Consider the following 25,773-nt stretch of genomic DNA (forward strand, 5'->3'; position numbering starts at 1 on the left):
GTATCCCGGAACCGTTGTCCGCATCGGTGTATACGCTCGTCTCCGCACCCGATCCGTCCGAGCAGGAGCAGCAGGATGTACGGCCCTCCGCAGGCCCCGCAGGTTCCGCAGCCGCCGACAAGCCCCGCTTCCGGCGGCCGGATCGCGCTGCTCGTCCTCTTCTCCGCGCTCGCGCTGCTCAGTTGCGGGTTCCTGGCCTGGGCCCCGATGCTGCGGCTCGCGATCGTCACCCGCAGGGCGCTCGACTGGGTGCTGTTCGGCGTGACGTTCCTGCTGGCCGCGGCGCTCTTCACGTACGCGGGTGTCACCGGCGACGAGGAGCCCACCACCACGGAGTCCTTCATCGGCGTCGGCGTCATGGTCCTCCTGGTCGCCGGCTCGATCACGTACTACCTGCTGGTCGAGATCCGCCGTATGGACCGGCCCGCCGTCGCCGCGCCCGCGTTCCCGCCCGCGGGGTACGACTACGGGACCGCCGTCACGGTCCCGAGCCCGGGCGCCGGCCCGAACCCGTACGGCGGCCCCGTCGCCCAGCCGCCCGCCGTCCCCGGACCCCAGCCGCCCGCCGTCCCCGCGCCCCAGCCGCCCGCCGCGCCCCGGATCGAGCAGGTCCGCGCCGAGCTCGACGAGCTGAGCGACCTGCTGCGCAAGAACGCCCCGGAAGGTGAAGACCGCAGGTGAACGGGCGCGTCATCGGCGGGCGTTACGAACTCTCCACCGTCGTCGGCCAGGGCGGCATGGGCCAGGTCTGGACGGCGTACGACGGCCGCCTCGACCGCCGGGTGGCCGTCAAGCTGCTCCGCCCCGCCACCATGACCGGCCCCGCCACGGCCGCCGAGGAACTCCGCCGCCGCTTCGTCCGCGAATGCCGCGTCACCGCGCACGTCGACCACCCGGGCCTGGTGACCGTCCACGACGCCGGCAGCGACGGCGACGACCTCTACCTCGTCATGCAGTACGTCGAAGGCGCCGACCTCGCCGACCACCTCGCCGAGCACGACCCCTACCCCTGGGAGTGGGCCGTCTGCGTCGCCGCCCAGCTCTGCGCGGTCCTCGCCGCCGTCCACGCGGTGCCGATCGTCCACCGCGACCTCAAGCCGCGCAACGTGATGATCCGCCCCGACGGTTCCGTCACCGTCCTCGACCTCGGCGTCGCCTCCGTCCTCGACACGGACACCACCCGCCTCACCCAGACCGGTTCGCCCATCGGCAGCCCCGCCTACATGGCCCCCGAGCAGGCCATGGGCGGCGCCGTCGGCCCCTCCACCGACCTCTACGCCCTCGGCATCCTCCTCCACGAACTCCTCAGCGGAAACGTGCCCTTCGCCGGCTCCACCGCCCTCGGCGTCCTCCACCGCCACCTCTACGACCCCCCGGTCCCCCTCCGCCACCTCCGCCCCGAGGTCCCCGAAGCCCTCGAAGCCCTCGTCCTCCGCCTCCTCGCCAAGGACCCCCGCGCCCGCCCCTCCGGCGCCCACGAGGTCTACGACCTCCTCCTCCCCCTCCTCCCCTCCCACGGCGCCCCCACCGGCCCCATGGACCCCACCCGCCCCTTCCTCCGCCCCCACGCCCCCTGGCCGGCCCGCCCGACCCCCCTGCCCGCCCCCGTCCCGACGGTGGCGGTCCCGGTACCCGCGCCGACCTCGCCGCCTCCTCTGCCCCCGACCCCGCCCCCGGCTCCCCGCACCGACCCCCGCACCGACCCACGGGTCGACCGGCACGCGGACCCCCGGGATTCGGCCGCCCCCACCCCCACCCCCCGCACCGACCTCGCCGCCGCCGTCGACGAGGTCAAACGCCTGCTCGGCGAAGGCTCACTCACCCAGGCCGTGGACCTCCTCGGCGGCCTCCTGCCGACCGCCGCCGCCGAACACGGCGACCGCTCGCCGGTCGTCCACATCCTGCGCAAGCAGTACGCCTCCACGCTGATGGACGACGGCCAGTACCGCCGCGCCCTGCCCGAACTCCGCCGCCTCGCGGAGGACCGCGAAGCGGAAGCCGGCCCCTCGGACCCCGGCACCCTCCAGTTCCGCTACGACGCCGCCCTCTGCCTGGAACAACTCGGCGAAACGGCCGCCGCCCTCGCCGAGTTCCGCGCCGTCCTCCCCTACTACGACCACGACCCCGCCCGCTCCTTCGACATCCGCCGCCGCCTCGCCCTCCTCCTCCTCGCCACCGGCGACCACACCGCCGGCCACGACCACCTCCAACGCCTCCTCTTCGACGCCGAACGCGCCTACGGCCCCTACCACCCCCTCCCCATCGACCTCCGCCGCGCCCTCGACCACCAGCGGCAGCTGGGGCCCCGGCCCTGAAGCGCCCCGCATACGCGAGAAGGCCGGAACCGATGGGTTCCGGCCCTCTCGTGTGTCCGGGCGGCGGAGTGGCCGGGAGGTGGGTCGCAGGGTGGTTGTTCGCCGGGGTGTGGGGGCCCGGGACCCGGTTGTCCACGACGCTTCTTTTAAGTACCGGGGGAAAGTACCAACCCCACCCCACCTGCTCTAAGTGGTCATGCTGAGGGGGCGTCACCCACACGAGCGAACTCTGCCAACTCTGCTGGATTTTGGGGTGGTTGCCTGGCATATGCTCGCGGCGTCCTGAGCTTGAACAGAGTTCGGCCCCCGCTCGGAACTGTCGATCCCGACGGGGGCCTGACCAACAAGGAAGCAGCAACTTCCCCATGGGTATTCAGCACCCTAGCGCGACCATCCCCGCCGCGGGCATCATCCACGCCAATGTCACCCACGAGACCGGCTTCGTGGTCATCGGCAACCACCTCGCGCAACACGAGCACCTCTCGCTCGTCGCCATCGGCCTCTCCACCCACATCCAGTCGCTGCCCGTCGGCACCCCGGTCGGCATCAAAGACCTCGCCGACCGCTTCCCCGAGGGCGAGATCCGCATCGCCTCCGCCCTCCGCGAGCTGGAGTCCTACGGCTACCTCCGCCGCCTCCGCGAACGCCTGCCGAACGGGCAGATCGTGACGCGCACGATCTCCTGCAACAACCCGGGCGCGGTCCCGAACCTCCCCCAGGCTCCCGCCTGTTACCCGGCCGATGCCCCGGCCACCCACACACCGCCCCCGGCCCGGGTCGCCACCCCGGCTCCCGCCCGGGTCGCCACCCCGGCTCCCGCCCGGGTCGCCACCCCGGCTCCCGCCCGGGCCGCCGTCCCTGCCCCCGCCTCGGCCGCCGTCCCTGCCCCCGCCCCGGTCGCCGTCCCCGCCCCGGCCCCGGCCCGGGTCGTCATCCCCGCCCCGCGTGCGGACGCGGACGACGTCCCGGTCGCGCGGCCCGTGGGCCGGGAGCCGGAGCGGTGTTCGGCTCCGGCGGCCCCCGCGGTTCCGGTCGCGCTGCCGGAGGGGCCGGCGGCCGAATTGCTGGTGGAGCTGCGGCGGCACGACGAGCGGATGCTGCTGTCGGTGCGGGACGTGCGGCACCTGGCGCCCGCCGTGGACGCGTGGTTCGCGCGGGGCGCGACGGCGGAGGCGGTGCGGCGTACGTTGCTCGCCGACCTCCCGGACGACCTCAGGCACCCGGCGGGTCTGCTCTCCCACCGCCTCGGCAATCTGCTCCCGCCGCCGCTCCCCGCGCTGCCCCCGGCCCCGCGCCCGCGTCCGATCCAGCTCTGCGTCACCTGCGAGGAGGTGGCGTTCCGCGCCTGGGAGCCGGGTCAGTGCCCCGACTGCCGCGCGGACGCGGACGCGTGCGACGCGGCGGCGGCCAGGGAGGCGGCCGCGGCCTGGCTCGCAGCCGACGGTCCCTCTCCGGTCGTCGCCGCCTGACGCGGGCGCGTCCCGGGGCATCCCGGCAGGCCGGTCACCGGGTCGGTGCGGCGCCCTTGATCTCGGCGACGAACGCCGACCAGGCGGCGGGCTCGAAGGTGAGGGTGGGGCCGGTCGGGGTTTTGCTGTCGCGGACGGGGATGAGGGGGAGGTCGTCGGCGACTTCGAGGCAGTTGCCGCCTTCGCTGTTGCTGTAGGAGCTCTTGCGCCACGTGACGTTGCTCAGGTCGACGGCTCGCACGAGACTTCCTCCAACATCCGCATGACTAACTTCCGTGAATCCGGCGGGGAATGGGCTAGATCACGCACTCGATCGTAGCGGAGCTGAAGTCGCTCTACGGCTGATGCTTCCTCGACCAAATCGCCTGAGTAGTCAGTCTCCACCCAGGCCACGGGGCGGCCGTCCGACAACCGCAGGAACATCACATCGGTGTTCGCCAAGGCGTGAAGACCGGCGGCGTGCGGCAGCACCTGTAGCGTGATGTTTCGTCGCTCGGCCATTTCCAAGAGGTACTCCAGCTGCTCCCGCCACTCGTTGCGATCAGGTAGAGGCGTGCGCAGTACCGTCTCGGAGAGGATCGCCCGAAACGGCACCGCGCTCTCACCTGACAGGAGTTCGCGGCGCCCTATACGCGCCTCGACCTGTGCCGTCAGTTCCTCGCCGTACATGCCGCTCGTCGCGAGGGCCGCGCGGGCGTACGCAGGCGTCTGGAGGAGGCCCGGTACCACGCCTACCGCGTAATACCAGAGGCTCGTCGCTTCGGCCTCCAGTGTCATGTACCGCCGGTACTTCTCCTTGAACTGGGTGGGATCCCCCATCGCCAGCTCCCACAGAGTCAGCAACATCGTCGCTGTTCCGTAGTACTGGTCCAACGCCTGGACCACCTCCGGCCCGCCCAGCGTCTCGCCCTTCTCCAGCTTCGAGAAGAGCGACCAGTCCCAGCCCAGCGCGTCGCCGAGCTTCCGCAGGCTGAGGCCCCGCTCGGTGCGGAGGGACTTCAGTTCCTCCGCGAACCGCTTCCTCGGCTCCTGACTGCGGCCCGTCACCACCCGTCTCGCAGGCATCGCGCGCACTCCCTTGTGGAAGGTGTGGAACTACCCGCGCGACCTGGGGAAGCACAGCCCGATACCGCTCCGGGTTCCCGGTTTCCCGGTCCATTCTCGTAGCGCCGGGATCACAGAGGGTAGTCCACGAAGAGGAGCGGTATCCATGGAATGCGGGGCCTGGGTCTACGACCAAGTGGCGGGTGTGGTCGGGGAGTTCAGAGGGTCCGCCGGGCCCTATGTGATGCTCCGGCCGGTCGGGGGTGGCCGGGAGTGGCAGGCGGACCCCGACGACCTGCGCCCGGCCACGCCCGCCGAGCGGCTGAGTGCGGGTGTCAGGGCGGCGAACGGGCGCGCGGTGGGGGCGCGGGCGGAGCCCGTACCGGATCTGAGCCGCCCGCCCGAGCCCGTACCGCACTGTGTGGCGTGCGCGCTGCTCGTACGGGAACGGCGGGCGGCGCAGGCGGAGTTCGACCAGAGTGCGGTGACGGACGCGAACGTGTTGCTCAGGCGGCACCTGTGGGAGGACCACCGGTGACCGGGCGGGGTCAGGGCGTTCGCGGGGCGCGGCGCATGGACCAGAGGGTGGGGCCGCCGCCGGGGAGGGGGAATTCGGCGATGACCTGGAAGCCGAAGTGTTCGTAGACCGGGAGGTTGTCGGGCTTGGAGGATTCCAGGTAGACGGGGAGGCCTGAGGCGTCGGCTTGGGTGAGGCCGGAGCGGAGGAGGGCGGAGCCGTGGCCTTGGCCGCGGGCGGTGGGGTCGGAGCCGATGACGGCGAGGTACCAGTGGGGTTCGGTGGGGCCGTGTTCGGCGGCGGCGGTGACGGCTTCGCGGAAGGCGGGGGCGCGGTCGCCGAGGAGGGTGACGAGTTCGGCGATGGTGTCGGCGTCGGGGACGGCCTTGTCGGCGCCGTCGGGGGAGACCCAGAACGCGGAGGCCGCGTCGGTGCGTTCGCAGACGCCGTGGAGGCCGTACTGGCGGGTGAAGAGGGTCGTGAAGTAGCGGTTGAGGTTCGCCTCGCGGGTGGTGGCGTCGGGGAAGAACCACTGCATCATCGGGTCGTCGCCGAAGGCGGAGGCCAGGGTGCGGGCGACCGTGGGCGCGGCGTCGAGGGTGGCCGTTATCGGGGTGTTCGACAGGGTCATACGGGTCATTCTGTACCCGAGATGATCTTGGGGGGGGCTGGGTGCCCCCCCCGTGTCCCGTGCGGTCAGGCCGTCTTCGGCTGAGGCTGGTGGCGGAGGAGGCGTACGGCCGCCGTGGTGGGCAGGGCGATGCCGAGGGCGAGGAGGACGAGGAGGGTGGTCGCGTCGAGGCGGGCGGCCAGGAGGAAGGCGCCGAGGAGGACGACGACCGGGGTCGCGAGGGTGAGGGCGGTCGTGAGGGTCTTGGTGCGCTGGTCCCAGGCGGGGGAGGTCCAGAGGAGGACGAGGCCCACGGTGAGGGCGGCCAGGCCGGCGAAACCGGAGGTGAGGGTGGCGACGCCGCTGATGCCGAGGAGGACGGCGGTGATGACCGTACGGGAGCGGGCCTGGGGTGCCGGTGCCGCCGGCGGCACCGGCGCGGCGGTCGCGGTGGTCTCCGGTTCCTCCGCGCGGGCGGCGGCGACGATGGCGGAGGGGGAGCCGAGGCGTTCGAGGGCGGTGCGGACCGCTTCGGGGTCCTGCTCGTCGCCGACGGCCACGGCGAGGTGTTCGCGCAGGTCGGCGAGGAGCTCTTCACGGCGGCCCGGGGGGAGGAAGGAGGCTTCGCGCTCGATGGTGGCGAGGTAGTCGGTCACGAGGGGGTGTTCGGTGCCGGTCATGCGGAGCCTCCGTGGGGTGCGGTCAGGAAGTGGTCGACGCCGTCGCGGAAGCGAGGCCAGCTTTCGGCGAACTCGGTGAGGGCGGTTCGGCCGGGGGTGGTGAGGGTGTAGTAGCGGCGGGCGGGGCCGGTGGTCGACTCGCGGAGTTCGGTGTCGACGAGTCCGTCGCGGCGGAGCCGGGACAGCAGGGGGTAGATCGTGCCCTGGCTGGTGGTCATGACGCTGACGGCGGCGAGCTCGTCGAGGATCTCGACGCCGTAGCGGGGGCCGTCGCGCAGCAGGGCGAGGACGCAGTACTCCAGCACGCCCTTGCGTAGCTGGCTGGCGACCTTTCCGGCCGCCTCTGTGCTTGCTTCGCCAGGAACCATGTAATGCAAGATACCCCTGGGTGTGCCCCCGATCAACGGCGAATCGCATCCCGTCCCACCCGGGCCCCCTTCCGCGTCCCACTCCGGGCCTCGTCCCGAGTCCCGCTCCGGGCCCCATCCCGAGTCGCGTCCCGGGCCCCGTCCCGAGCCGCGCCCGCCCCGCGCCGCACCACTCCGCGTGCAACGATTCCCAGGTGCGAGAACCGCGTGGACTGAGCGAGCTGACCGAGGTCGACGAGCCGGCGTGGCCGCTGCTCGAAGGGGAGCTGGCGGCGGCGAAGGTGCCCGTCGAGGTCCTTGATCCGGACCCGGCGAACGCGGCGGCCACGCTCCTGAGGACGCAGGTCACCGTCGGCTCGTACCTCGGGGCGCTCGTCTTCCGTACGGGCGGGCTGGTCGTCGACGGCGGCTGGCTGCGGGTGTACGGGAGTCCCGCGGCGCACAACGAACGGCGCCTGCCCGGTCTCGCGCGGGTCAACGGTTACCCCGCGGAGCCGGAGGTCGGGTGGCGGCCCGCCGGCGGGCTCGTCGTCGCGCACGACGTGCTGGGCGGGGTGTTCGCCGTCCAGGGCGGCACGGAGGAGGAGACCGGGCTCCCGGGCCGCCCCGGCGAGATCGTCTACTTCGCCCCCGACTCGCTGCGCTGGGACGCGACCGGCGCCGGGTACGGGGCCTGGCTCTCGTGGGTGCTCGACGGCGGCACCGAGGAGTTCTACGAAGGGCTGCGCTGGCCCGGCTGGCGCGAGGAGGTGCCCGGCCTGACGGGCGGCGAGGGGCTCAGTCTCTATCCGCCCCTCTGGTCCGCCGAGGCGCACCGGGACTTGGCCGGGACCAGTCGGGCGGTCGTCCCGCTGAGGCAGCTGCTGGGGTTCGCGCGGGAGACGGCCGTGCGGCTGGACGGGGTGGACCCGGGGTTCCTGGGGGACCCGGATCTGTAGGCCCGCACGTCGCCGTCGGGGAGGGGCGGTGGTGGCCGCGGAGCGGAGTCGTCGTGGCGGGGGCCGCGCCACGCCGTGGGTGCAACCCGGCGACAAACGCGTTCGCGCCGCTGCATTCTGGCCGCTGATAGGAAGATCAACGGGGGAGCGCACGATGTGGTCGGTGGTGTCGGCGGGGGAGCTGCCCGCACGGGAACGGTTCGAATGGTTCGCGGATCTGGTGACGCGGGAGGTGATGCCCACCGCGCTCAGCGCCGAACGGCCCGCCGACTTCCAGGCCGGGGCGGCGGTGCTCGACCTCGGGGCCGTCCGGGTCGCGCGGTTCGCCTTCTCGCCCCTGCGCTCGCGCCGCACGCCCGCGCTGATCCGGCGGGGGGACCCGGAGCAGTACCAGCTGGGGCTGATGCGCAGGGGGGCGACGGTCCTTTCCCAGCACCGGAACGACTGCAGCGTCGGCGCGGGGGACCTGGTCTTCTGGGACACCTCGCGGCCCTCCGACGCGGCGATGCCGATCGAGTCGGGTCCCGTGCAGCTGACCATGCTGCAACTCCCGCGTACGGACCTGCCGTTGCGCGCCCACCGGGTCGAGCGGCTGCTCGGCAGCCGGATACCCGGAGGGCACGGGCTCGGGGCGATCCTCTCCTCCTTCCTCGACTCCCTCGAAGAGCACGCCGACCAGTGCGGGCCCGACGACCTGCCGAGGCTCGGTTCGGTCCTCGTGGACCTCGTCGCGGCCTGCCTGGCCCAGAACCTCGACGCGGAGGACCAACTGCCCGCCGAGGCACGGGCGCGGTCCCTCATCCAGCGGATCCACACCTTCGTCGACAGCCACCTCGGCGACCCCGACCTCACCCCCGTCGCCGTGGCGGCCGCCCACCACATCTCCGTACGCTCCCTGCACCAGCTCTTCCAGGCGCACGGGGACGGCGAGACCGTCCAGGGCCGCATCCGGCGCCGCCGTCTCGAACGCTGCCGCGACGACCTGGCGAGCCCGGCGTTCCTCGCCCACCCGGTGCAAGCCATCGCGGCCCGCTGGGGCTTCAGCGGCCCCGCCGTCTTCAGCCGCGCCTTCCGTGCCGCGTACGGGCTCAGCCCCACCGAGTTCCGCGCGCTCAGCGTCAAGGACGCACGCGCCGAGCGCACAGCCTGAGGAGCGGCCCGTTCCTAGGCTCGTCGCCGTGAGATCGGTCCACGGGGAACGCGGGGAGGGACGACAATGAACAGGCACGGTGACCAGGGGGTCTGGGACTTCGGCGGGTGAGCCCGGGGACGGGACGGCGCGGCGCGGAGCCCGGAACGGGGAGACAGGGGAGACGCACGCATGAGCGCGGAACAGCAGGGCGCGGGGACCGGCGGGGCCACGTCCGGCGGCGAGGGCCCGGGGGCCGTCACGGTGACGACCGCCCGCCTCGACCTCGTCCCCCTGACCGTCGCCGACGCGGGCGAGATGGCCCGGGTCCTCGCCGACCCCGCCCTCCACGCCTTCATCGGCGGCGCCCCGCTGCCCGAGCCCGAACTGCGCGCCCGCTACGAGCGGCTGGTCGCCGGCTCGCCCGACCCGGCCGTCCTCTGGTGCAACTGGGTCGTACGGTTCCGGGCCGAGGACCGGCCGGCCGGGACCGTCCAGGCGACCGTCACCGACGGCGGCCGGACCGCCGAGGTCGCCTGGGTGACGGGTACGGAGTGGCAGGGGCGCGGGATCGCCCGCGAGGCGGCCGAAGGGCTCGTCGGCATGCTCCTGGACCGGGGCGTACGGACCGTCGTCGCCCACGTCCACCCCGACCACGCGGCCTCGGCCGCCGTCGCCCGCGCGGCCGGCCTCACGCCGACCGACGAGGTCGAGGACGGGGAGATCCGCTGGGAGCTGCGGGGCGAGGAGCTGTTCGGGATCGAGTCGTTCGGCGCGTCCTGACGACCCGGGGGCCGAGAACCACGCCCAGGAGCAGCAGCGCCGCGAGGGCCCCCGCCGCCAGGCCCGCGCGGAGGCCGGGTGGGCGGTAGGAGCAGGAGACGGTGGTGTGGCCGTCGGGGACGGGGACGGCGAGGAGGCCGCCGTAGGAGACGGGGGTGGTGTCCTCGCAGTGCCAGCCGGCGATGCGGGGGGCGGCGACGACGGCGGTGCCGCCGCCCGGGGGGAGGGTGGCGCGGAGGCCGGACGGGGTGAGGCGGACGGAGGTCGCGGCGCGGGCGCGGAGGGCGGTGACGGCCGTCCGGAGGCGGGCGTGGTCGAGGCAGCCGAGTTCGCCGGGGCCGGGGAGGACCGGTGTGAGGCCGGGGGTCCGCTGGAGGCCGAGGGAGGTCAGGGCGGCGCGCCGCTTGGGGGTGCCGCCGAGGAGGTGGACCGGGGGGTGGTCGCCGAGGCGGGCGTCGCCGGTGGCGTCGGGGGCCCAGAGGAAGACCTCCGTGCCGACACGGCACGCGCCCGCGTGGGGGGACTCGTACACCTGGGCGCCGAGGAGGAGTTCCTGGTTGCGGAAGGGCGAGGGGCCGTAGGCGGGCGGCGGGCCCTGGGGTCGGAGCGTCACCAGGGGCAGGCGGGTGTCCGTGCGGACGACCGTGCCGTCGCGCCAGCGGGCGCCGACGCCGAACAGGGCGTCGGTGACCGGGTTGTCGAGGCTCTGGAGGTTGCGGCCGCGTGAGGTCCAGCCGCCGCCGAGGGCGGCGAGGGTCCGCGTGAGGACGGCGGGGGTGTGGCTGCTGTAGTAGGCGGCGCCCTGGCCGCCGAGGAGCAGCGGGTCGTTGCCGGCGACGCGGGGCAGGCCGGGGTCGGTGCGGTAGGCGGGCCAGCCGTCGGCGGCCGAGAGGGCGGCCGCGCGGCGCTCCTGTTCCGGACCCCAGGGCGGGTAGTCGTCGAGGCGGGCGAGCCGCTCCCGGTCGGCGTACGCCGTCGTCGCGGCGGACTGGGCGAGCAGGGTGCCGGTGACGAGGGCGGCGGCGAGGAGCCCGTACCGGCCGCGGCGGGGCAGGAGCAGCGCGGCGGCCACGGCGGCGAGGCCCGTACCCGCGAGGAGCAGCGACCAGGAGGTGAGCAGCGGGCTGGGGAGGGCGCCGGCCGTGAGGGCGAGGACGACGGCCGCGCCGCCGAGGAGCGCGCGGCGGTCGGGGAGACCGTGGGCGAGGCCGGTCCAGGCGGCGAGGACGAGGACGCCGGAGAGGACGAAGGTCTGGCGGTACGGGCTGCCGTTCGGCGTGGCGAAGACGTGCCAGACCAGGTGGGTGGGGCCCCACTGCATCGACAGGGCGACGGCCGCGCACAGCCCGCCCCACAGCCACCGCTCCCGGCCCGGCGCGTCCCGGCGGAAGAGCAGCGCCGCCGCGAGGAGCGGGACCGCCGTGCAGACGAAGGCCGCCGGGGTCGCGAAGCTGTACGTCACCGGGAGCAGCCGGGCCAGCGCGTCGGTGCCGGCGGCCGGGGCGAAGTCGCGGACCACGCCCGGGTAGGCGTGCCGGGAGCCGAGGAAGACCGGGACGAGGACGGGCGCGGCGAGACCGACGCCGAGACCGGTGGTGAGCGCGGCGCGGCCCAGGGTCCGCACGCGGAGGGACCCGGTCGCGGCGAGCCGGACGACGAGGACGAGGGCGGCGCCGAGGGTCGCCATGTACGCCGTGTAGAAGTTGGCGAGCCAGCAGACCGCCACCACCAGGGGCCCGAGGAGCGGCCGCGCCCCCTCCCGTACCCACTCGCCGACCAGGCACAGCAGCGGAAAGGCGATCAGGCCGTCCAGCCACATGGGGTTGTACGTGCCCTCCGCGAGCGACCAGCCGCACAGCGCGTACGAGGCGCCGAGGACGGCCGCCCACCACCAGACGCCGGCCGGGCCGACGCGGCGCAGCAGGAACGTCATCGCGGCCGCGGCCAGCGCCGTCTTCAGGACGGTCAGCCCGTACACCGCGTACTCGATGTCGCCGCGCGGGAAGACCGCGACGAGCGGCGCGAGCGGGCTCGACAGATACGTGCCGTAGTCGGGCAGGAACGACGTGCCCCAGCCGCCCTGCCAGTCGAGCAGCAGGCCGCCGTCCGCCCGGCCGCGCAACAGGTCCCACAGGTGCGCGTGGAACGGCACGAACTGGTTGGCGAGGTCGTTCACGGCCCGGTGGCGCGGGCCGAAGGGAAACACCCGGGCCACCGCGTCCCCGGCACAGACGGCGACGGCGGACAGGAGGGCGGCGAGCAGGCAGGAGCGCTTGGTGTTCGGCATGACGGGTCGAATATGTCAGCGTCCCGGGCGGTGGAACCGGTCTCGGAGGGCCAGTTCACGCGATGGTCGTCTGACGGTCACGCGCGCGGACCGGCCGGGTCATCGTGCTCCGTTGTCGTGGTCCGTGTGCTGCTCTCGATCGTCGTCCCGTGCTTCAACGAGGAGGACGTCCTCGCCCGCTTCCATGACCATGTGACCGTCGAACTCGCCAAGCTGGAGGGCGAGTTCGAGATCGTGTATGTGGATGACGGAAGCCGGGACGGGACCCTCGCGCTCCTCAGGGAGCTTGCCGCGGACGACCCGCTCCGGGTCCGTTACGTCTCCTTCAGCCGCAACTTCGGCAAGGAGGCGGCGATGCTGGCCGGCCTCCGGCACGCCGGCGGCGACGCCGTCGTGATCATGGACGCCGACCTCCAGCACCCGCCGGAGCTCGTGCACCGCATGGTCGCGCTGCACACGGAGGGGTACGACCAGGTCGTCGCCCGCCGGACCCGGGACGGGGACCGCGTCACCCGGACCCTGACCGCCCGCGTCTACTACTGGGCGATCAACCGGCTCGTCGACGTCGAGCTGGTGGACGGTGTCGGCGACTTCCGGCTGCTCTCCCGCCGTACCGTCGACGCGGTCCTCGGCCTCGGCGAGTACAACCGCTTCTCCAAGGGGCTGTTCTCCTGGGTCGGTTTCCGGACCACGACCTTCTCGTACGAGAACGCGGTCCGCGAGCAGGGCCGCTCCAAGTGGACCTTCGGCAAGCTCCTCAACTACGGCCTCGACGGCCTGCTCTCCTTCAACAACAAGCCCCTGCGGGCCGCCGTCCACCTCGGGCTGCTCCTCGTCGTCCTCGCCCTCGGCTACGCGGCCTGGATCGTCGGCGACGCCCTGGTCAACGGCGTGACCACGCCCGGCTACGTCACCCTGCTCGTCGCCGTCACCGCCCTCGCCGGCGTCCAGATGGTCATGGTCGGGCTCATCGGCGAGTACGTCGGCCGCATCTACTACGAGGTGAAGCGGAGACCGCACTACCTGCTGAAGGAGACCAGCGCCGGCCCCGAGGCGGCCGACACCCGGGTGACGGGTGAGTCGTTGTGGGAAACAGTCGCACCGAAGTAGTGGCTCCGGCCCCGGCGACTCCCTACCATCGATCACCGCAAGGTCGTTCAACGTGACGCACGACCAGCCCGGGAGGCTCCTTTGCACCGCCGCACTGCGCTCACCCTCTCCGCCGCGCTCCTCGCCGCGGCCCCACTCCTCACCGCCTGCGGCAGTGACGCCCACCCAGGAGCCGCGGCCGTCGTCGGCGGCGAACGCATCGAGGTCTCCAGCCTCCAGGCGCAGGTGAAGGACGTGCGCGCCGCGCAGGCCTCCTCCGAGCAGTCCGCCGAACTGCTCAAGGCCACCGGTGACCTCGGCCGGCGGAAACTCAACGCCATGATCATCGACCGGATCGTCGAGAAGGTCGCCGCGGACAACGGCGTCACCGCGACCCGCGCCGAGATCCAGCAGACCCGCACCGCCTACACCCGCGAGAACGGCGGCGACGAACGCTTCGAGGCCATCCTGCTCCAGCAGCGGGGCGTGGCGCCCGACCAGATCGACGACTTCGTCCGCCACGAGGTCCTCATGCTCAAGATCGCCGAGAAGCTCGGCTTCACCGACAGCGCCGAAGGCCAGAAGAAGCGGACCGACGTCTACTCCGCCGCCTCCAAGGCCCTCGCCATCGACGTGAACCCGCGCTACGGCGCCTGGGACTCCGAGCGCGGCGGCCTCACCGCCGCCACCACGCCCTGGATCCGCCAGATCAACCGCGACCCGGCCGCCTAGGGCCCTGTCCGTCCGGGACCCGGGCTCCGTGGAAGGCGCGGGGCGGGTCCGGGTAGGTTCGAGGGGTGACTTCTGAGAGCCCCGGCCGCATCGTCCTGCTGACCGCAAGCCACCGGGTGGCGCCCGGAATCCTTTCCTGGCCCGCCTGGCAGGCGCTGCACGGTGCCGACCGGGTGCTCTGCCCCGACGAGGACCACCCCCAGCTGCCCTATCTGCGGGAGGCCGGCGTCGCCGTCGAGCACCTCCGGCCGACCGCCGAGGAGCTCGTGGCGGCCTGCGCCGGAGGCCGTACGGTCCTGCTGCTGCCCTCCGGCGAGGGCGACCGCGCGCTGACCGACGGCCTCGCCCGGCTCGCCGGCTCCGGCCGCTACGCGATGCCCGACCTGGAGCTGCTGCCCGGCTCGTACGACCTGCCCGGCGCCCGGCTCCTGGACCTCGTGCAGATCATGGACCGCATCCGGCGGGTCTGCCCGTGGTCCTCGCAGCAGACCCACAAGGGGCTCGCCAAGTACGGCATCGAAGAGGCGTACGAACTCGTCGAGGCGATCGAGGAGGGCGACCGGGTCGCCCTGCGCGAGGAGCTCGGGGACGTCCTCCTCCAGGTCGTCTTCCACGCCCGGATCGCCGAGGAGGACCCCGAGGAGCCGTTCTCCGTCGACGACGTGGCCGCCACGCTCGTCGAGAAGCTGATCCACCGGCACCCGCACGTCTTCGGCGACGAGACCGCCGAGACCCCCGAGGACGTCAAGGCGCACTGGCTGCGCACCAAGGCGATCGAGAAGCAGCGCGAGTCCGTCACCGACGGCGTCCCCCTCGGCCAGCCCGGCCTCGCGCTCGCCGCGAAGCTCGCCGGGCGGGTGCGGACCGCCGGCCTCGACGTGGGCCTGCCCGCCGGTGAGGGCGTCGGCTACGAACTGCTCGCCCTCGCGGCCCGGGCCGAGGCCTCCGGCACCGACCCCGAAGCCGCCCTGCGGGCCGCCGCCCGCGCCTACCGCGACGCGATCCGAACGGCGGAGGGCCTGTGAGCACGCACCCGGACGCGGGCGACCCGGCCCTGAGCGAGCGGACCCCGGACGGGACCGCCGTCCCGCGTGAGGCCGCCTCGGGCGGGCCCAAGCGGCAGCGGAAGCCGAAGTTCGCCGAGGCGCCGGGGGTGACGGCGTTCATGATGCTGTTCTTCGGGTGGGAGGCGCTGAGCGACGGCACGTGGCCGTGGGCGCGGGTCGTCCTCGGGGTGATCGCGCTGGGGTGCGCGGCGGAGCTGGCGCGGTACGCGGTGTGGCGGGCGCGCACGCGCGCGCGTGCGGGGGACTGAACGCGGGCCGCGTGCGGGGAGCTGACCGCGGCCGCGTGCGGGGTGGACCCGGCGGCGGTCAGTGGTCGCGGGGGGCGCGGGCCTGGGGGTTGTGCCAGAGGACCTCGGGGGGGCCGAGGAGGCGTTCGGCCGCGGTGTTGGGGCGGGTGGTGAAGCGGCCCACGAGCGGCAGGGTGTCGTGGTGGGTGCGGGCCGGGTCGGCGCCGACCTCCTCCAGGACCTCGGTGACCTCGTTGACGAAGGCGGGCGGGCCGGCGAGGTAGACGTCGTGGGCCGGCCACTGGACGCAGGCCCGCAGGGCCTGGAGCAGCCGCTCGGTCGCCTGGTCGCGGCGCTGGCGGGGCGCGGCGGTGATGTAGGTGACGTTCAGTCCGGGAAGGCGTTCCTTCAGGTTCTCGGCCTCCACGCGCGCGTAGAGGTACTCCTTGGCGCGGGCGACGACGAACAGCCGGCCTTCGAGGGCAGGCTCGGCGGTGGCGGCCTCCTCCAGGAGGGCCTTCACCGGCGCCCAGCCCGTACCGGCGCATATATAGGTGCGGAGTCCGCCCGGTGCGGTGTGGGCGGTGAGGGCGCCGCCGGGGGCGCTGAGGCGCAGGACCTCGCCGGGGCCGGTCTCCTCGACGAGGGCCGTGCTCATGGCGCCGCCGGGGATGCGGCTGACGTGGATTTCGACGGTGCCGTCGGGGCGGGGCGCGTTGGCCAGCGAGTAGGTGCGCCAGACGCGGGGGACGCGCAGGGAGCTGACGCTGACGTACTGGCCGGGGAGGTACGGCAGGGGGCAGCGGGGGCGGAGGGTGAGGACGGCCAGGTCGTCTCCGTACCGCTCGTGGCGGACGACGTCCGCGTCCCACCAGGACGGCTCGCCCGCCTCGGCCGACTCGTCGGCGCCGGCCAGCATCAGCTCGGAGACCAGGCCGTACGCCTCGGTCCAGGCCTTCTCGGCCTCCACCGTCCAGGCGGAGCCGGCGGCGTGGGTGAAGGCGGCGATGAGGCTCTCGCCGACGGCGGCGTAGAGCGCGGGGGAGGCGAGGAACTTGCGGTGGTCGCGGCCCAGCTGCCCCAGGTAGGGGCCGAGGGCGGGGTCCTCCAGGTGGGTCACCACATGGGTGAGCGCGGCGAAGAGCCGGTCCCGCTGCGGGAGCATGTCCTGGGGGAACAGCTCGCGCACACCCGGGTTGTTCCAGAACAGGTGCGAGTAGAAGAAGGTGACGGCTTGTTCGGCGCGTCTCTCGACGACGGCGAAGGTAGCTCTGAGCAGCTGGGGGTCCACTGACAAGAATCTAGGGCACGACCTGTACCCCTTGATCACAGGTTCTCCACGAACGTGACGCGCGGGGGTCGCCCTGTACGGTCGTGGCGTGAGTACGACCCCCGGCCCCGCCCCCGCCCCCGAGCTCTTCACCTGGGAGTTCGCGAGCGATCCGTATCCCGCCTACGCCTGGCTGCGGGAGCACGCGCCCGTGCACCGGACGACGCTGCCCAGCGGGGTCGAGGCCTGGCTGGTGACCCGGTACGCCGACGCCCGGCAGGCGCTGGCCGACCAGCGTCTTTCGAAGAACCCGGCGCACCACGACGAGTCCCCGCACGCGAAGGGGAAGACGGGCATCCCGGGCGAGCGCAAGGCCGAGCTGATGACCCACCTGCTCAACATCGACCCGCCGGACCACACCCGGCTGCGGCGGCTCGTGTCGAAGGCGTTCACGCCGCGCCGGGTCGCCGAGTTCGCGCCGCGCGTCCAGGAGCTGACCGACCGGCTCATCGACTCCTTCGCGGAGAAGGGGAGCGCCGACCTCATCCACGAGTTCGCGTTCCCGCTGCCGATCTACGCGATCTGCGACCTGCTCGGTGTGCCGCCGGAGGACCAGGACGACTTCCGGGACTGGGCCGGGATGATGATCCGGCACGGCGGCGGGCCGCGCGGCGGGGTGGCGCGGTCGGTGAAGAAGATGCGCGGCTATCTCGCGGAGCTGATCCACCGCAAGCGCGAGGAGCCCGGCGAGGACCTCATCTCGGGGCTCATCAAGGCCTCCGACCACGGCGAGCACCTCACCGAGAACGAGGCCGCCGCGATGGCCTTCATCATTCTCTTCGCCGGTTTCGAGACGACCGTGAACCTCATCGGCAACGGGGTCTACCAGCTGCTGCGGCACCCCGGGCAGCGCGAGGCGCTCCAGGCCTCGGTCGCGGCGGGGGAGACGGGGCTCCTGGAGACCGGCGTCGAGGAACTGCTGCGGTTCGACGGGCCGGTGGAGATGGCGACCTGGCGGTACGCGACCCGGGCGCTGACCATCGGCGGGCAGGAGATTCCGGCGGGCGACCCGGTGCTGGTGGTGCTCGCCGCCGCGAACCGGGACCCGGAGCGGTTCGGCGGGCCGGACGTGCTCGACCTGTCCCGGCGCGACAACCAGCACCTGGGGTACGGGCACGGCATCCACTACTGCCTGGGTGCGCCGCTCGCGCGGCTTGAGGGTCAGACGGCGCTCGCGACGCTGCTGACGCGTCTGCCGGATCTGCGACTTGGCGTCGATCCGGACGAACTGCGGTGGCGCGGCGGGCTCATCATGCGGGGATTGCGCACGCTTCCGGTGGAATTCTCCCCTTCCGTACCCCCACAGTGAACTGACTGCCCGTCAGAACTGTGATCTTCACGTGATCGCGGGTCCATCGACTTGTGACGAGCGTTCGAATACCGCTACGTTTCCCGGCAGTCTCAGCCGTCACGCGAAAGGCGCTGCTATGCGTTCCGGGAACGGACGACACCGTCGCCCCCGTCAGGCCCCCGCCCTCGTCGTCGCCGCCGGGGTGACCGGATCGGCCATGGCGCTGCCGCTGCTCGCCACCGGGTCCGCCTCCGCCGCCGACGCCTCCACCTGGGACCGGGTCGCCGAGTGCGAGTCCGGTGGCCAGTGGAGTGCCAACTTCGGCAACGGCATGTACGGCGGCCTCCAGTTCACCCAGGACAGCTGGGAGCGCCACGGCGGTCTGGCGTACGCGCCGAGCCCCGACCTGGCCAGCCGGGCCCAGCAGATCGCGGTGGCCGAGAAGGCCCTTGCCAAGGGCAGCCAGGAGTGGGCCACCTGCGCCCCGATCGCCGGCCTGACGAACGACGGCAGGAGCACCGGCGTGGACCCGGGCCCGACCGCCGTCCCCGCCGCCCCCACGGGCCCGGTCGCCGAGTCGAACCGCACCGACGGCCTGCCGTCGGCCTCCGAGGCGTCAGGCCGCACGCTCGGCGCGGAGAAGAGGGCCACCGTCGCCCCGACCCCCTCCGCCCCCCTCACGCCCTCCGCGCCGGTCACCCCGGACACCTCGGTCACCCCGGGCACGCCGACGGCCCCCGGCACCCCGGACGGGTCGGTTACGCCCGGTACGCCCGATTCCTCCGCTACGGAGGAAGGTGACGTGTCGTCGGCCACACCCGGCACCGGCAAGCACCGGGGCGAGGCCGCACCGGAGGGAAGCGGCAAGTCGGGCGCTTCGGCCGAATCGGGTCGACATGCCTCCTCCAGCGACAAGGTGGCCGAAAGCGTCGAGTCGCAGCCCTCGGCTGACGGCGCGAAGAATTCGGGCACAACGGACAGTCAGGGCGCATCGGGCGCGTACACCGTGCAGCCCGGTGACAGCCTTTCGGGCATCGCGCAGTCGAACGAACTCCCCGGAGGCTGGACGGCCCTCTATGACGCCAACCGGCAGACGGTGGGCGCCGATCCGGACCTGATCGTGCCTGGTCAGAGCCTTGAGCTGACGGTGGATCCGGCTTCGCGCGAGGGGTAGTTCGGGGCCGTATGTCCGGATCTGGGCAAGTGAGACATGGGTCTCTTCGCCTCAACTGGCGTGTCCTGTCCGTAACCTTTGGCTCCGTCACCTCTCACCTGCGCAAACACCCCCCGCCGGACGGCAAGTAGGGGCGATTTTTCCGCAATACGCCTCTTTGAGCTTCCGGCGGGCTTGTGCCTATGGTCGTACCGCTCGCCACCGCGGGCCCCGTCGACCGAAACGCCGAATCCTGCCGTCGGCCGATGGGAACAGTCGTCGCGCAAGCGCCGAAGGCAGGAGTGGGGGACCCAAGGTAAGTGCCGGTCCCGGCCGTTGAGACAGACGGCCGACGATCGGCTTGGGGTGAAGCCGCGTGCAAGGACACGCGGCCGGGCAACTTTCCGGCCCGAACCCGACAGCTCACCTCACAGGCGTCGGTGAGGAGAATCTCCATGCTGTTTTCCGGCAAGGGCAAACACCGTCGTCCCTCCAAGGCCACCCAGGTCGCCACGCTCGTCGGCGTCACCGGTGTCGCCGTCGCCGCCCCGCTGATGACCGCGGGCACCGCGTCGGCCGCCACGGCCTCCGAGTGGGACCGCGTCGCCCAGTGCGAGTCCGGCGGCAACTGGTCCATCAACACCGGCAACGGCTACTACGGCGGCCTGCAGTTCTCGGCCTCCACCTGGGCCGCGTACGGCGGCACCGCCTACGCCCCGACCGCCAACCTGGCGTCGAAGTCCCAGCAGATCACCATCGCCGAGAAGGTCCTCGCGGGCCAGGGCAAGGGCGCGTGGCCGAGCTGTGGCGTGGGCCTCTCCGGTGCCAAGTACACCGGCGGCACCAGTACCCAGGCCCCGAAGCGCACGGCCACCGAGCCGACCACGCGCAGCGAGCAGCGCCAGGCCCCCAAGAAGGCCACCGGCGTCAAGAAGGCCACCTCCGCCAAGAAGTCCACGGCGCAGAAGACCGTCACCACCCCGACCGGCAAGTCGGTCAAGAAGGGTGACGGCGAGTACCGCGTCAAGGCCGGCGACACGCTCGGCACCATCGCCCAGGCGCACGGCGTCCAGGGCGGCTGGCAGAAGCTCTACGACCTGAACAAGGACGTCGTCGCCGACGCCGACCTCATCTACGTGGGTCAGCAGCTCCACCTCAAGTGAGCCTGACGACCCTCCCGCGGTGACCACCCCGGTCCGGCGTGCTCCTTCCCCCGTGCGCGCCGGACCGGGGTTCCGTCGTGTGAGGGCCCGGGTTCCGTCGCGCAGGGGCGTAGAAGAGTCCTATAAGAGGGGCCTCCGACGGTTACCGTCCAGTAGATCTGGGGTCCTTCGTCCCGAGATGCATGCCCTTGGGTCCTTTTTCGTCCCAGGGTGCGGGCGCCCGGCCGGCTGGAGCCTCCGGGGCGGTTAGGCTCTTGTCGCAAGGCCCAAGCGACCTGCATCGACCTTGCGTCACATCCAGCGTCACATCCCAGAAGGAGATGCTCGTGCCGTCCATCGACGTCGTCGTAGCCCGGGAAATCCTGGACTCCCGAGGCAACCCCACGGTCGAGGTCGAGGTCGGCCTCGACGACGGCAGCACCGGCCGTGCTGCTGTTCCGTCCGGCGCCTCCACCGGTGCCTTCGAGGCCATCGAGCTCCGCGACGGTGACCCGAACCGCTACCTCGGCAAGGGTGTCGAGAAGGCCGTCCTCGCCGTCATCGAGCAGATCGGCCCGGAGCTCGTCGGCTACGACGCCACCGAGCAGCGCCTGATCGACCAGGCCATGTTCGACCTGGACGCCACCGAGAACAAGGGCTCGCTCGGCGCGAACGCCATCCTCGGTGTCTCCCTCGCCGTCGCGCACGCCGCCTCCGAGGCCTCCGACCTCCCGCTGTTCCGCTACCTCGGCGGCCCGAACGCGCACCTGCTGCCCGTTCCGATGATGAACATCCTCAACGGTGGGTCGCACGCCGACTCCAACGTCGACATCCAGGAGTTCATGATCGCCCCGATCGGCGCGGAGTCCTTCTCCGAGGCCCTTCGCTGGGGCGCCGAGATCTACCACACGCTCAAGGGCGTGCTGAAGCGCAAGGGCCTCTCCACCGGCCTCGGCGACGAGGGCGGCTTCGCCCCGAACCTCGAGTCGAACCGCGCCGCCCTCGACCTCATCGTCGAGGCCATCAAGGAGGCCGGCTACACCCCGGGCTCCGACGTCGCGCTCGCGCTCGACGTCGCCGCGTCCGAGTTCTACAAGGACGGCAAGTACGAGTTCGAGGGCAAGTCCCGCTCGGCCGCCGAGATGACCGAGTACTACGAAGAGCTCGTCGCCGCGTACCCGATGGTCTCCATCGAGGACCCGCTGTTCGAGGACGACTGGGCGGGCTGGAAGGTCCTCACCGACAAGCTGGGCTCCAAGGTCCAGATCGTCGGCGACGACCTCTTCGTCACCAACCCGGAGCGTCTGGCCCGCGGCATCGAGGAGGGCACCGCCAACGCCCTCCTGGTCAAGGTCAACCAGATCGGTTCGCTGACCGAGACCCTCGACGCCGTCGAGCTCGCCCAGCGCAACGGCTTCAAGTGCATGATGTCCCACCGCTCCGGCGAGACCGAGGACGTCACCATCGCCGACCTCGCCGTCGCCGTGAACTGCGGCCAGATCAAGACCGGCGCCCCGGCCCGCTCGGACCGCGTCGCCAAGTACAACCAGCTCCTGCGCATCGAGGAGATCCTCGACGACGCCGCGGTCTACGCCGGCCGCAGCGCCTTCCCGCGCTTCAAGGGCTGAGCTCGCCTGACGCCCTAGATACCTACGTCCCCGTACTCGGTCCCGTACCGTGTGCGGGGACGTACGTATGAACAGGGGAGGCGACACGACATGGCCGTGAAGGACCGGGACCGGTTCTCGACCGCGACCCGGATCAGGCTGCTCGGCGAGCAGACCGCGGCCCGTGTCTACCGCTCGCAGACCCGGCGGCAGGCCCGCCGCTCCCGGCTCACCGGCCGCGCGGCCTTCCTCGCGCTCGTCGTGTGCTCCCTCGTCGTGGCGCTCGCCTACCCGATGCGGAGCTACGTCTCCCAGCAGGGCGAGATCGCCGAGCAGGAGCGCCGGGCCGCCGAGGCCGCCCGGCGGGTCGAGGAACTCAGGGACGAGAAGGCCCGCCTCCAGGACCCGGCCTACGTCCGCCGCCTCGCCCGCGAGCACCTGCACTACGTGCTGCCCGGCGAGACCGGCTTCACCGTGAACGACCCCGACGCGGAGCAGCGGCCCCGCGCCGACCAGGGTGCCGAAGAGCGACCCTGGTACGACAACCTCTGGGACGGCGTCGACCACGCCGACCGCCCGTAACGACCTGACGAGCAAGGCAGACATGGAAACGCCCCCTCCGCAGACCGAACGCACCGAGCCCACCGAGACGGACATCGCCGCCTTCGAGCTCCAGCTCGGCCGGCCGCCCCGCGGCCTGCGCGCCATCGCGCACCGCTGCCCGTGCGGTCAGCCGGACGTCGTCGAGACGGCGCCCCGGCTCCCCGACGGCACGCCGTTCCCGACCACGTACTACCTGACCTGCCCCCGGGCGGCCTCGGCCATCGGCACCCTGGAGGCCAACGGGGTCATGAAGGAGATGCAGGCCCGGCTCGCCACCGACCCGGAGCTCGCCGCCGCCTACCGGGCCGCGCACGAGGACTACATCTCCCGCCGTGACGCCATCGAGGTCCTGGAGGGCTTCCCGAGCGCCGGCGGCATGCCGGACCGGGTCAAGTGCCTGCACGTCCTCGTCGGCCACTCGCTGGTCGCGGGCCCGGGCGTGAACCCCTTCGGCGACGAGGCCCTGGCGATGCTGCCCGAGTGGTGGGCCAAGGGACCCTGCGTCACGCCGTGCGCGGACAAGGACGAGAAGGAGTCCGCGGAATGACCCGGGTCGCCGGTATCGACTGCGGTACGAACTCGATCCGCCTCCTCGTCGCCGACGTCGACCCCGAGACGGGCGACCTCGTCGAGCTGGACCGCCGGATGGAGATCGTCCGGCTCGGGCAGGGCGTCGACAAGACGGGCCGGCTCGCCCCGGAGGCGCTGGAGCGCACCTTCGCCGCCTGCCGCGACTACGCCGAGGTGATCAGGGAGCTGGGGGCGGAGCGGCTCCGCTTCGTGGCCACCTCCGCGTCCCGCGACGCCGAGAACCGCGACGAGTTCGTGAACGGGGTCATGGAGATCCTGGGCGTCGAGCCCGAGGTCATCACCGGCGACCAGGAGGCCGAGTTCTCCTTCACCGGCGCCACCGGCGAGCTGCACGGCTCGGAGAAGTACCTCGTCTTCGACCTCGGCGGCGGCTCCACCGAGTTCGTCATCGGCAACCGGACGGTCGAGGCCGCCCGCTCGGTCGACATCGGCTGCGTCCGGCTCACCGAGCGGCACGTCCGCCACGACCCGCCGACCGCCGAGGAGGTCGAGGCGATCCGCGCCGACGTGCGCGCCGCGCTCGACCTGGCCGCCGAGACCGTCCCGATCGAGACCGCCGAGACCCTCGTCGGCCTCGCCGGCACCGTCACCACGGTCGCCGGCATCGCCCACGGGCACAGCACGTACGACTCCGCCAAGATCCACCACTCCCGGATCTCCGCCGAACAGATCGACGAGGTCACCGACCGGCTCCTCGCCTCCACCCACGACGAGCGCGCCGCCATCCCCGTCATGCACGCCGGCCGCGTCGACGTGATCATCGCCGGCGCCCTCGTCCTGAGGGAGATCGTCCGACGCGTCGGAGCCCACGAGGTCGTCGTCAGCGAGCACGACATCCTCGATGGGATCGCCCTATCCGTGGCATAGCGGGCACCTATCGAGCCCTCCGGCGACATCCCGTCGGGAAAGTTCGTGAAGTTCTTCACAAGGAAAAGGGCCCTGATGGCGCCCGAAGAGGGTCCGAGGGGGGTCTTTAGGCCCTCCGAGGGGCGTCTCGGGGCCCTTTCGCAGGCGGGGGGCGTACTTCGCTCGCTGTTTCCATCGTGTGAACGCACCCGGTGGTTCGGCGTTAACGGGCGCTCTCCAGGCCAGTTCACAAGGGGTGAACAACGTTCGCCGTTGCACCCCGGTTCCTTTGCAGCACCATGACATGGATCACGTGGGCGGCGGAGTGTAGCAGAGGTGTGCCAGGACCTTGTGAAGGGGCGCACGAGCACCCCCCTCGGAGGGGGTGGATACTCGATGCCATGAGCACCACGGAGCGTCCCAGGATCCTCGTAGTAGGCGGCGGGTACGTAGGCCTGTACGCAGCTCGGCGCATCCTCAAGAAGATGCGCTACGCGGAGGCGACCGTCACGGTCGTCGACCCGCGGTCGTACATGACCTACCAGCCCTTCCTCCCCGAAGCCGCCGCCGGCAGCATCTCGCCGCGTCACGTCGTCGTCCCGTTGCGACGCGTCGTCCGCGGAGCCGAGGTGCTCACCGGCCGGGTCACCACCATCGACCAGGACCGCAAGGTCGCCACGATCGCGCCGCTCGTCGGCGAGGCGTACGAGCTGCCGTTCGACTACCTGGTCATCTCGATGGGCGCGGTCTCCCGCACCTTCCCGATCCCCGGTCTCGCCGAGCAGGGCATCGGCATGAAGGGCATCGAGGAGGCCATCGGCCTGCGCAACCACGTCCTCGAGCAGCTGGACAAGGCCGACTCGACCACCGACGAGGAGGTCCGCCGCAAGGCGCTGACCTTCGTCTTCGTCGGCGGTGGCTTCGCCGGCGCCGAGACGATCGGCGAGGTCGAGGACATGGCCCGCGACGCCGCGAAGTACTACACGAACGTGTCCCGCGAGGACATGCGCTTCGTCCTGGTCGACGCGGCCGACAAGATCCTCCCCGAGGTGGGCCCGAAGCTCGGCCAGTACGGCAAGGAGCACCTGGAGTCCCGCGGGATCGAGATCTACCTGCAGACGTCCATGGACTCCTGCGTCGACGGCCACGTCGTGCTGAAGAACGGCCTCGAGGTCGACTCCAACACGATCGTCTGGACCGCCGGCGTGAAGCCGAACCCGGCGCTCTCCCGCTTCGGTCTGCCGCTCGGCCCCCGCGGCCACGTGGACTGCAACGAGAAGCTCCAGGTCAACGGCATGGACTACGTCTGGGCCGCGGGCGACAACGCCCAGGTCCCGGACCTGGCCGCGATCAAGGCCGGCGTCCCGGCCGAGCGCGCCTGGTGCCCGCCGAACGCCCAGCACGCCCTGCGTCAGGCCAAGGTCCTCGGCGACAACGTCGTGGCCGGCATGCGCGGCTTCCCGCAGAAGGACTACAGCCACGCCAACAAGGGCGCGGTGGCCGGTCTCGGTCTGCACAAGGGCGTCGCCATGATCGTCATGGGCAAGGTGAAGATCAAGCTCAAGGGCCGTCTCGCCTGGTACATGCACCGTGGCTACCACGGCATGGCGATGCCGACCTTCAACCGCAAGATCCGCGTCTTCGCCGACTGGACCCTCGGCATGTTCCTCAAGCGCGAAGTCGTCTCGCTCGGCGCCATGGAGACGCCGCGCGAGGAGTTCTACGAGGCCGCCAAGCCCGCCCCCGCCCCGGCCGCCCCGGCGCAGGAGAAGGCCAAGGCCTAGCAGGTCAGGGCCCCCGGGCCCGGCAGCACCCCCGCAGTACCCAGAGCAGTACACGCAAGGCCGTAAAAGGGCCGTCCGCCATCCGTGGTGCGGACGGCCCTTCGCGTGTTTTCGGCCGGGAGTCGGCACGCGTCGCGCTGTGCCGGGAAGGGAATCCTCCACGGAGGGTGT

The 25,773-nt window shown here is 72.4% G+C and carries 26 protein-coding genes and 1 riboswitch; of the genes, 19 read left to right on the forward strand and 7 right to left on the reverse strand.

Annotation, left to right across the window (positions count from 1 at the left end):
- Positions 1-75 precede the first annotated feature (75 nt).
- From ACZ7G1_RS22980 to ACZ7G1_RS22990, 3 genes are all read left to right on the forward strand, one after another.
- A complete protein-coding gene (locus ACZ7G1_RS22980; protein ID WP_470877419.1) occupies positions 76-681 on the forward strand; it encodes a hypothetical protein in 606 nt (201 codons plus the stop codon).
- Positions 678-2,315, forward strand: a complete 1,638-nt coding sequence (locus tag ACZ7G1_RS22985) for a serine/threonine-protein kinase (protein WP_470877418.1) — start codon at positions 678-680, stop codon at positions 2,313-2,315. Before ACZ7G1_RS22980 ends, ACZ7G1_RS22985 begins: the two co-directional genes overlap by 4 nt.
- A 365-nt stretch (positions 2,316-2,680) precedes the next feature.
- Positions 2,681-3,784 (forward strand): helix-turn-helix domain-containing protein, encoded by a 1,104-nt coding sequence (locus ACZ7G1_RS22990; protein ID WP_470877417.1) that lies wholly within the window; start codon positions 2,681-2,683, stop codon positions 3,782-3,784.
- 34 nt (positions 3,785-3,818) lie between these two features.
- On the opposite strand, the gene ACZ7G1_RS22995 is transcribed toward ACZ7G1_RS22990, so the two are convergent.
- The gene (locus ACZ7G1_RS22995; RefSeq protein ID WP_470877416.1) at positions 3,819-4,025 is read right to left on the reverse strand and encodes a DUF397 domain-containing protein; all 207 of its coding nucleotides are present in this window, start codon (positions 4,023-4,025) and stop codon (positions 3,819-3,821) included.
- Positions 4,007-4,849: a helix-turn-helix domain-containing protein gene (locus ACZ7G1_RS23000; protein WP_470877415.1), complete on the reverse strand. Its 843-nt coding sequence runs from the start codon at positions 4,847-4,849 to the stop codon at positions 4,007-4,009. The genes ACZ7G1_RS22995 and ACZ7G1_RS23000 overlap by 19 nt, the downstream gene beginning before the upstream one ends.
- Before the next feature lie 145 nt (positions 4,850-4,994).
- Between ACZ7G1_RS23000 and ACZ7G1_RS23005 the strand changes: the two genes are divergently transcribed.
- A complete protein-coding gene (locus ACZ7G1_RS23005; RefSeq protein ID WP_470877414.1) occupies positions 4,995-5,366 on the forward strand; it encodes a hypothetical protein in 372 nt (123 codons plus the stop codon).
- 10 nt (positions 5,367-5,376) lie between these two features.
- Here the strand turns inward: ACZ7G1_RS23005 and ACZ7G1_RS23010 are convergent, their stop codons facing one another.
- From ACZ7G1_RS23010 to ACZ7G1_RS23020, 3 genes are read right to left on the reverse strand one after another with little or no spacing between them, the layout of a single operon-like run.
- A complete protein-coding gene (locus ACZ7G1_RS23010; protein ID WP_470877413.1) occupies positions 5,377-5,985 on the reverse strand; it encodes a GNAT family N-acetyltransferase in 609 nt (202 codons plus the stop codon).
- Between the two features lie 56 nt (positions 5,986-6,041).
- Positions 6,042-6,635, reverse strand: a complete 594-nt coding sequence (locus tag ACZ7G1_RS23015; protein ID WP_470877412.1) for an HAAS signaling domain-containing protein — start codon at positions 6,633-6,635, stop codon at positions 6,042-6,044.
- Positions 6,632-7,003, reverse strand: coding sequence for a PadR family transcriptional regulator (locus tag ACZ7G1_RS23020; RefSeq protein WP_470877411.1), 372 nt, complete (start codon positions 7,001-7,003; stop codon positions 6,632-6,634). The genes ACZ7G1_RS23015 and ACZ7G1_RS23020 overlap by 4 nt, the downstream gene beginning before the upstream one ends.
- A gap of 194 nt (positions 7,004-7,197) precedes the next feature.
- Between ACZ7G1_RS23020 and ACZ7G1_RS23025 the strand changes: the two genes are divergently transcribed.
- From ACZ7G1_RS23025 to ACZ7G1_RS23035, 3 genes are all read left to right on the forward strand, one after another.
- Positions 7,198-7,941: a DUF2625 domain-containing protein gene (locus ACZ7G1_RS23025; protein WP_470877410.1), complete on the forward strand. Its 744-nt coding sequence runs from the start codon at positions 7,198-7,200 to the stop codon at positions 7,939-7,941.
- A gap of 154 nt (positions 7,942-8,095) precedes the next feature.
- The gene (locus ACZ7G1_RS23030) at positions 8,096-9,091 is read left to right on the forward strand and encodes an AraC-like ligand-binding domain-containing protein (RefSeq protein ID WP_470877409.1); all 996 of its coding nucleotides are present in this window, start codon (positions 8,096-8,098) and stop codon (positions 9,089-9,091) included.
- A gap of 171 nt (positions 9,092-9,262) precedes the next feature.
- Entirely contained in the window at positions 9,263-9,853 is a 591-nt protein-coding gene (locus ACZ7G1_RS23035) for a GNAT family N-acetyltransferase (protein WP_470877408.1), read from the forward strand.
- On the opposite strand, the gene ACZ7G1_RS23040 is transcribed toward ACZ7G1_RS23035, so the two are convergent.
- On the reverse strand, positions 9,762-12,140 hold the full coding sequence (locus tag ACZ7G1_RS23040; RefSeq protein ID WP_470877407.1) for a YfhO family protein: 2,379 nt from the start codon (positions 12,138-12,140) through the stop codon (positions 9,762-9,764). The two genes, ACZ7G1_RS23035 and ACZ7G1_RS23040, sit on opposite strands and share 92 nt — an antisense overlap.
- 126 nt (positions 12,141-12,266) lie before the next feature.
- Between ACZ7G1_RS23040 and ACZ7G1_RS23045 the strand changes: the two genes are divergently transcribed.
- The 4 genes from ACZ7G1_RS23045 (at position 12,267) to ACZ7G1_RS23060 (ending at position 15,276) form a co-directional block, all read left to right on the forward strand.
- Positions 12,267-13,250 (forward strand): glycosyltransferase family 2 protein, encoded by a 984-nt coding sequence (locus ACZ7G1_RS23045; RefSeq protein ID WP_470877406.1) that lies wholly within the window; start codon positions 12,267-12,269, stop codon positions 13,248-13,250.
- 81 nt (positions 13,251-13,331) lie between these two features.
- Complete coding sequence (locus tag ACZ7G1_RS23050; protein WP_470877405.1) at positions 13,332-13,961, forward strand: SurA N-terminal domain-containing protein; 630 nt, start codon at positions 13,332-13,334, stop codon at positions 13,959-13,961.
- Between the two features lie 65 nt (positions 13,962-14,026).
- Positions 14,027-14,986, forward strand: a complete 960-nt coding sequence (locus ACZ7G1_RS23055) for a nucleoside triphosphate pyrophosphohydrolase (protein WP_470877404.1) — start codon at positions 14,027-14,029, stop codon at positions 14,984-14,986.
- A complete protein-coding gene (locus ACZ7G1_RS23060; protein WP_470877403.1) occupies positions 14,983-15,276 on the forward strand; it encodes a hypothetical protein in 294 nt (97 codons plus the stop codon). The genes ACZ7G1_RS23055 and ACZ7G1_RS23060 overlap by 4 nt, the downstream gene beginning before the upstream one ends.
- A gap of 58 nt (positions 15,277-15,334) precedes the next feature.
- Here the strand turns inward: ACZ7G1_RS23060 and ACZ7G1_RS23065 are convergent, their stop codons facing one another.
- Positions 15,335-16,546, reverse strand: a complete 1,212-nt coding sequence (locus ACZ7G1_RS23065; protein ID WP_470877402.1) for a globin domain-containing protein — start codon at positions 16,544-16,546, stop codon at positions 15,335-15,337.
- Positions 16,547-16,634: 88 nt separating this feature from the next.
- Between ACZ7G1_RS23065 and ACZ7G1_RS23070 the strand changes: the two genes are divergently transcribed.
- The 8 genes from ACZ7G1_RS23070 to ACZ7G1_RS23105 all read left to right on the forward strand — a co-directional run bounded on the left by ACZ7G1_RS23070 (position 16,635) and on the right by ACZ7G1_RS23105 (position 25,602).
- Positions 16,635-17,894 (forward strand): cytochrome P450 family protein, encoded by a 1,260-nt coding sequence (locus tag ACZ7G1_RS23070; protein ID WP_470877401.1) that lies wholly within the window; start codon positions 16,635-16,637, stop codon positions 17,892-17,894.
- Positions 17,895-18,012: 118 nt separating this feature from the next.
- The gene (locus ACZ7G1_RS23075) at positions 18,013-19,050 is read left to right on the forward strand and encodes a transglycosylase family protein (protein WP_470877400.1); all 1,038 of its coding nucleotides are present in this window, start codon (positions 18,013-18,015) and stop codon (positions 19,048-19,050) included.
- A gap of 257 nt (positions 19,051-19,307) precedes the next feature.
- A riboswitch (cyclic di-AMP (ydaO/yuaA leader) is annotated at positions 19,308-19,481 on the forward strand.
- 3 nt (positions 19,482-19,484) lie between these two features.
- The gene (locus ACZ7G1_RS23080; RefSeq protein WP_470877399.1) at positions 19,485-20,192 is read left to right on the forward strand and encodes a transglycosylase family protein; all 708 of its coding nucleotides are present in this window, start codon (positions 19,485-19,487) and stop codon (positions 20,190-20,192) included.
- A gap of 320 nt (positions 20,193-20,512) precedes the next feature.
- On the forward strand, positions 20,513-21,799 hold the full coding sequence (gene eno / locus ACZ7G1_RS23085) for a phosphopyruvate hydratase (RefSeq protein WP_470877398.1): 1,287 nt from the start codon (positions 20,513-20,515) through the stop codon (positions 21,797-21,799).
- 90 nt (positions 21,800-21,889) lie between these two features.
- Entirely contained in the window at positions 21,890-22,360 is a 471-nt protein-coding gene (locus ACZ7G1_RS23090) for an FtsB family cell division protein (protein WP_470877397.1), read from the forward strand.
- 22 nt (positions 22,361-22,382) lie between these two features.
- Positions 22,383-22,928, forward strand: a complete 546-nt coding sequence (locus tag ACZ7G1_RS23095) for a DUF501 domain-containing protein (RefSeq protein ID WP_470877396.1) — start codon at positions 22,383-22,385, stop codon at positions 22,926-22,928.
- Positions 22,925-23,839: a Ppx/GppA phosphatase family protein gene (locus ACZ7G1_RS23100; protein WP_470877395.1), complete on the forward strand. Its 915-nt coding sequence runs from the start codon at positions 22,925-22,927 to the stop codon at positions 23,837-23,839. Before ACZ7G1_RS23095 ends, ACZ7G1_RS23100 begins: the two co-directional genes overlap by 4 nt.
- Positions 23,840-24,219: 380 nt before the next feature.
- Entirely contained in the window at positions 24,220-25,602 is a 1,383-nt protein-coding gene (locus tag ACZ7G1_RS23105) for an NAD(P)/FAD-dependent oxidoreductase (RefSeq protein WP_470877394.1), read from the forward strand.
- Positions 25,603-25,773: the final 171 nt, after the last annotated feature.

The organism is Streptomyces sp. NPDC037273 (genome assembly GCF_055603625.1).

Coding starts and splice junctions, on each gene's coding strand:
- ACZ7G1_RS22980 (WP_470877419.1), top strand. CDS start 76: ATGTACGGCCCTCCGCAGGCCCCGCAGGTTCCGCAGCCGCCGACAAGC.
- ACZ7G1_RS22990 (WP_470877417.1), top strand. CDS start 2,681: ATGGGTATTCAGCACCCTAGCGCGACCATCCCCGCCGCGGGCATCATC.
- ACZ7G1_RS23000 (WP_470877415.1), bottom strand. CDS start 4,849: ATGCCTGCGAGACGGGTGGTGACGGGCCGCAGTCAGGAGCCGAGGAAG.
- ACZ7G1_RS23005 (WP_470877414.1), top strand. CDS start 4,995: ATGGAATGCGGGGCCTGGGTCTACGACCAAGTGGCGGGTGTGGTCGGG.
- ACZ7G1_RS23010 (WP_470877413.1), bottom strand. CDS start 5,985: ATGACCCGTATGACCCTGTCGAACACCCCGATAACGGCCACCCTCGAC.
- ACZ7G1_RS23015 (WP_470877412.1), bottom strand. CDS start 6,635: ATGACCGGCACCGAACACCCCCTCGTGACCGACTACCTCGCCACCATC.
- ACZ7G1_RS23020 (WP_470877411.1), bottom strand. CDS start 7,003: ATGGTTCCTGGCGAAGCAAGCACAGAGGCGGCCGGAAAGGTCGCCAGC.
- ACZ7G1_RS23030 (WP_470877409.1), top strand. CDS start 8,096: ATGTGGTCGGTGGTGTCGGCGGGGGAGCTGCCCGCACGGGAACGGTTC.
- ACZ7G1_RS23035 (WP_470877408.1), top strand. CDS start 9,263: ATGAGCGCGGAACAGCAGGGCGCGGGGACCGGCGGGGCCACGTCCGGC.
- ACZ7G1_RS23040 (WP_470877407.1), bottom strand. CDS start 12,140: ATGCCGAACACCAAGCGCTCCTGCCTGCTCGCCGCCCTCCTGTCCGCC.
- ACZ7G1_RS23075 (WP_470877400.1), top strand. CDS start 18,013: ATGCGTTCCGGGAACGGACGACACCGTCGCCCCCGTCAGGCCCCCGCC.
- ACZ7G1_RS23080 (WP_470877399.1), top strand. CDS start 19,485: ATGCTGTTTTCCGGCAAGGGCAAACACCGTCGTCCCTCCAAGGCCACC.
- eno (WP_470877398.1), top strand. CDS start 20,513: ATGCTCGTGCCGTCCATCGACGTCGTCGTAGCCCGGGAAATCCTGGAC.
- ACZ7G1_RS23090 (WP_470877397.1), top strand. CDS start 21,890: ATGGCCGTGAAGGACCGGGACCGGTTCTCGACCGCGACCCGGATCAGG.
- ACZ7G1_RS23095 (WP_470877396.1), top strand. CDS start 22,383: ATGGAAACGCCCCCTCCGCAGACCGAACGCACCGAGCCCACCGAGACG.
- ACZ7G1_RS23100 (WP_470877395.1), top strand. CDS start 22,925: ATGACCCGGGTCGCCGGTATCGACTGCGGTACGAACTCGATCCGCCTC.
- ACZ7G1_RS23105 (WP_470877394.1), top strand. CDS start 24,220: ATGAGCACCACGGAGCGTCCCAGGATCCTCGTAGTAGGCGGCGGGTAC.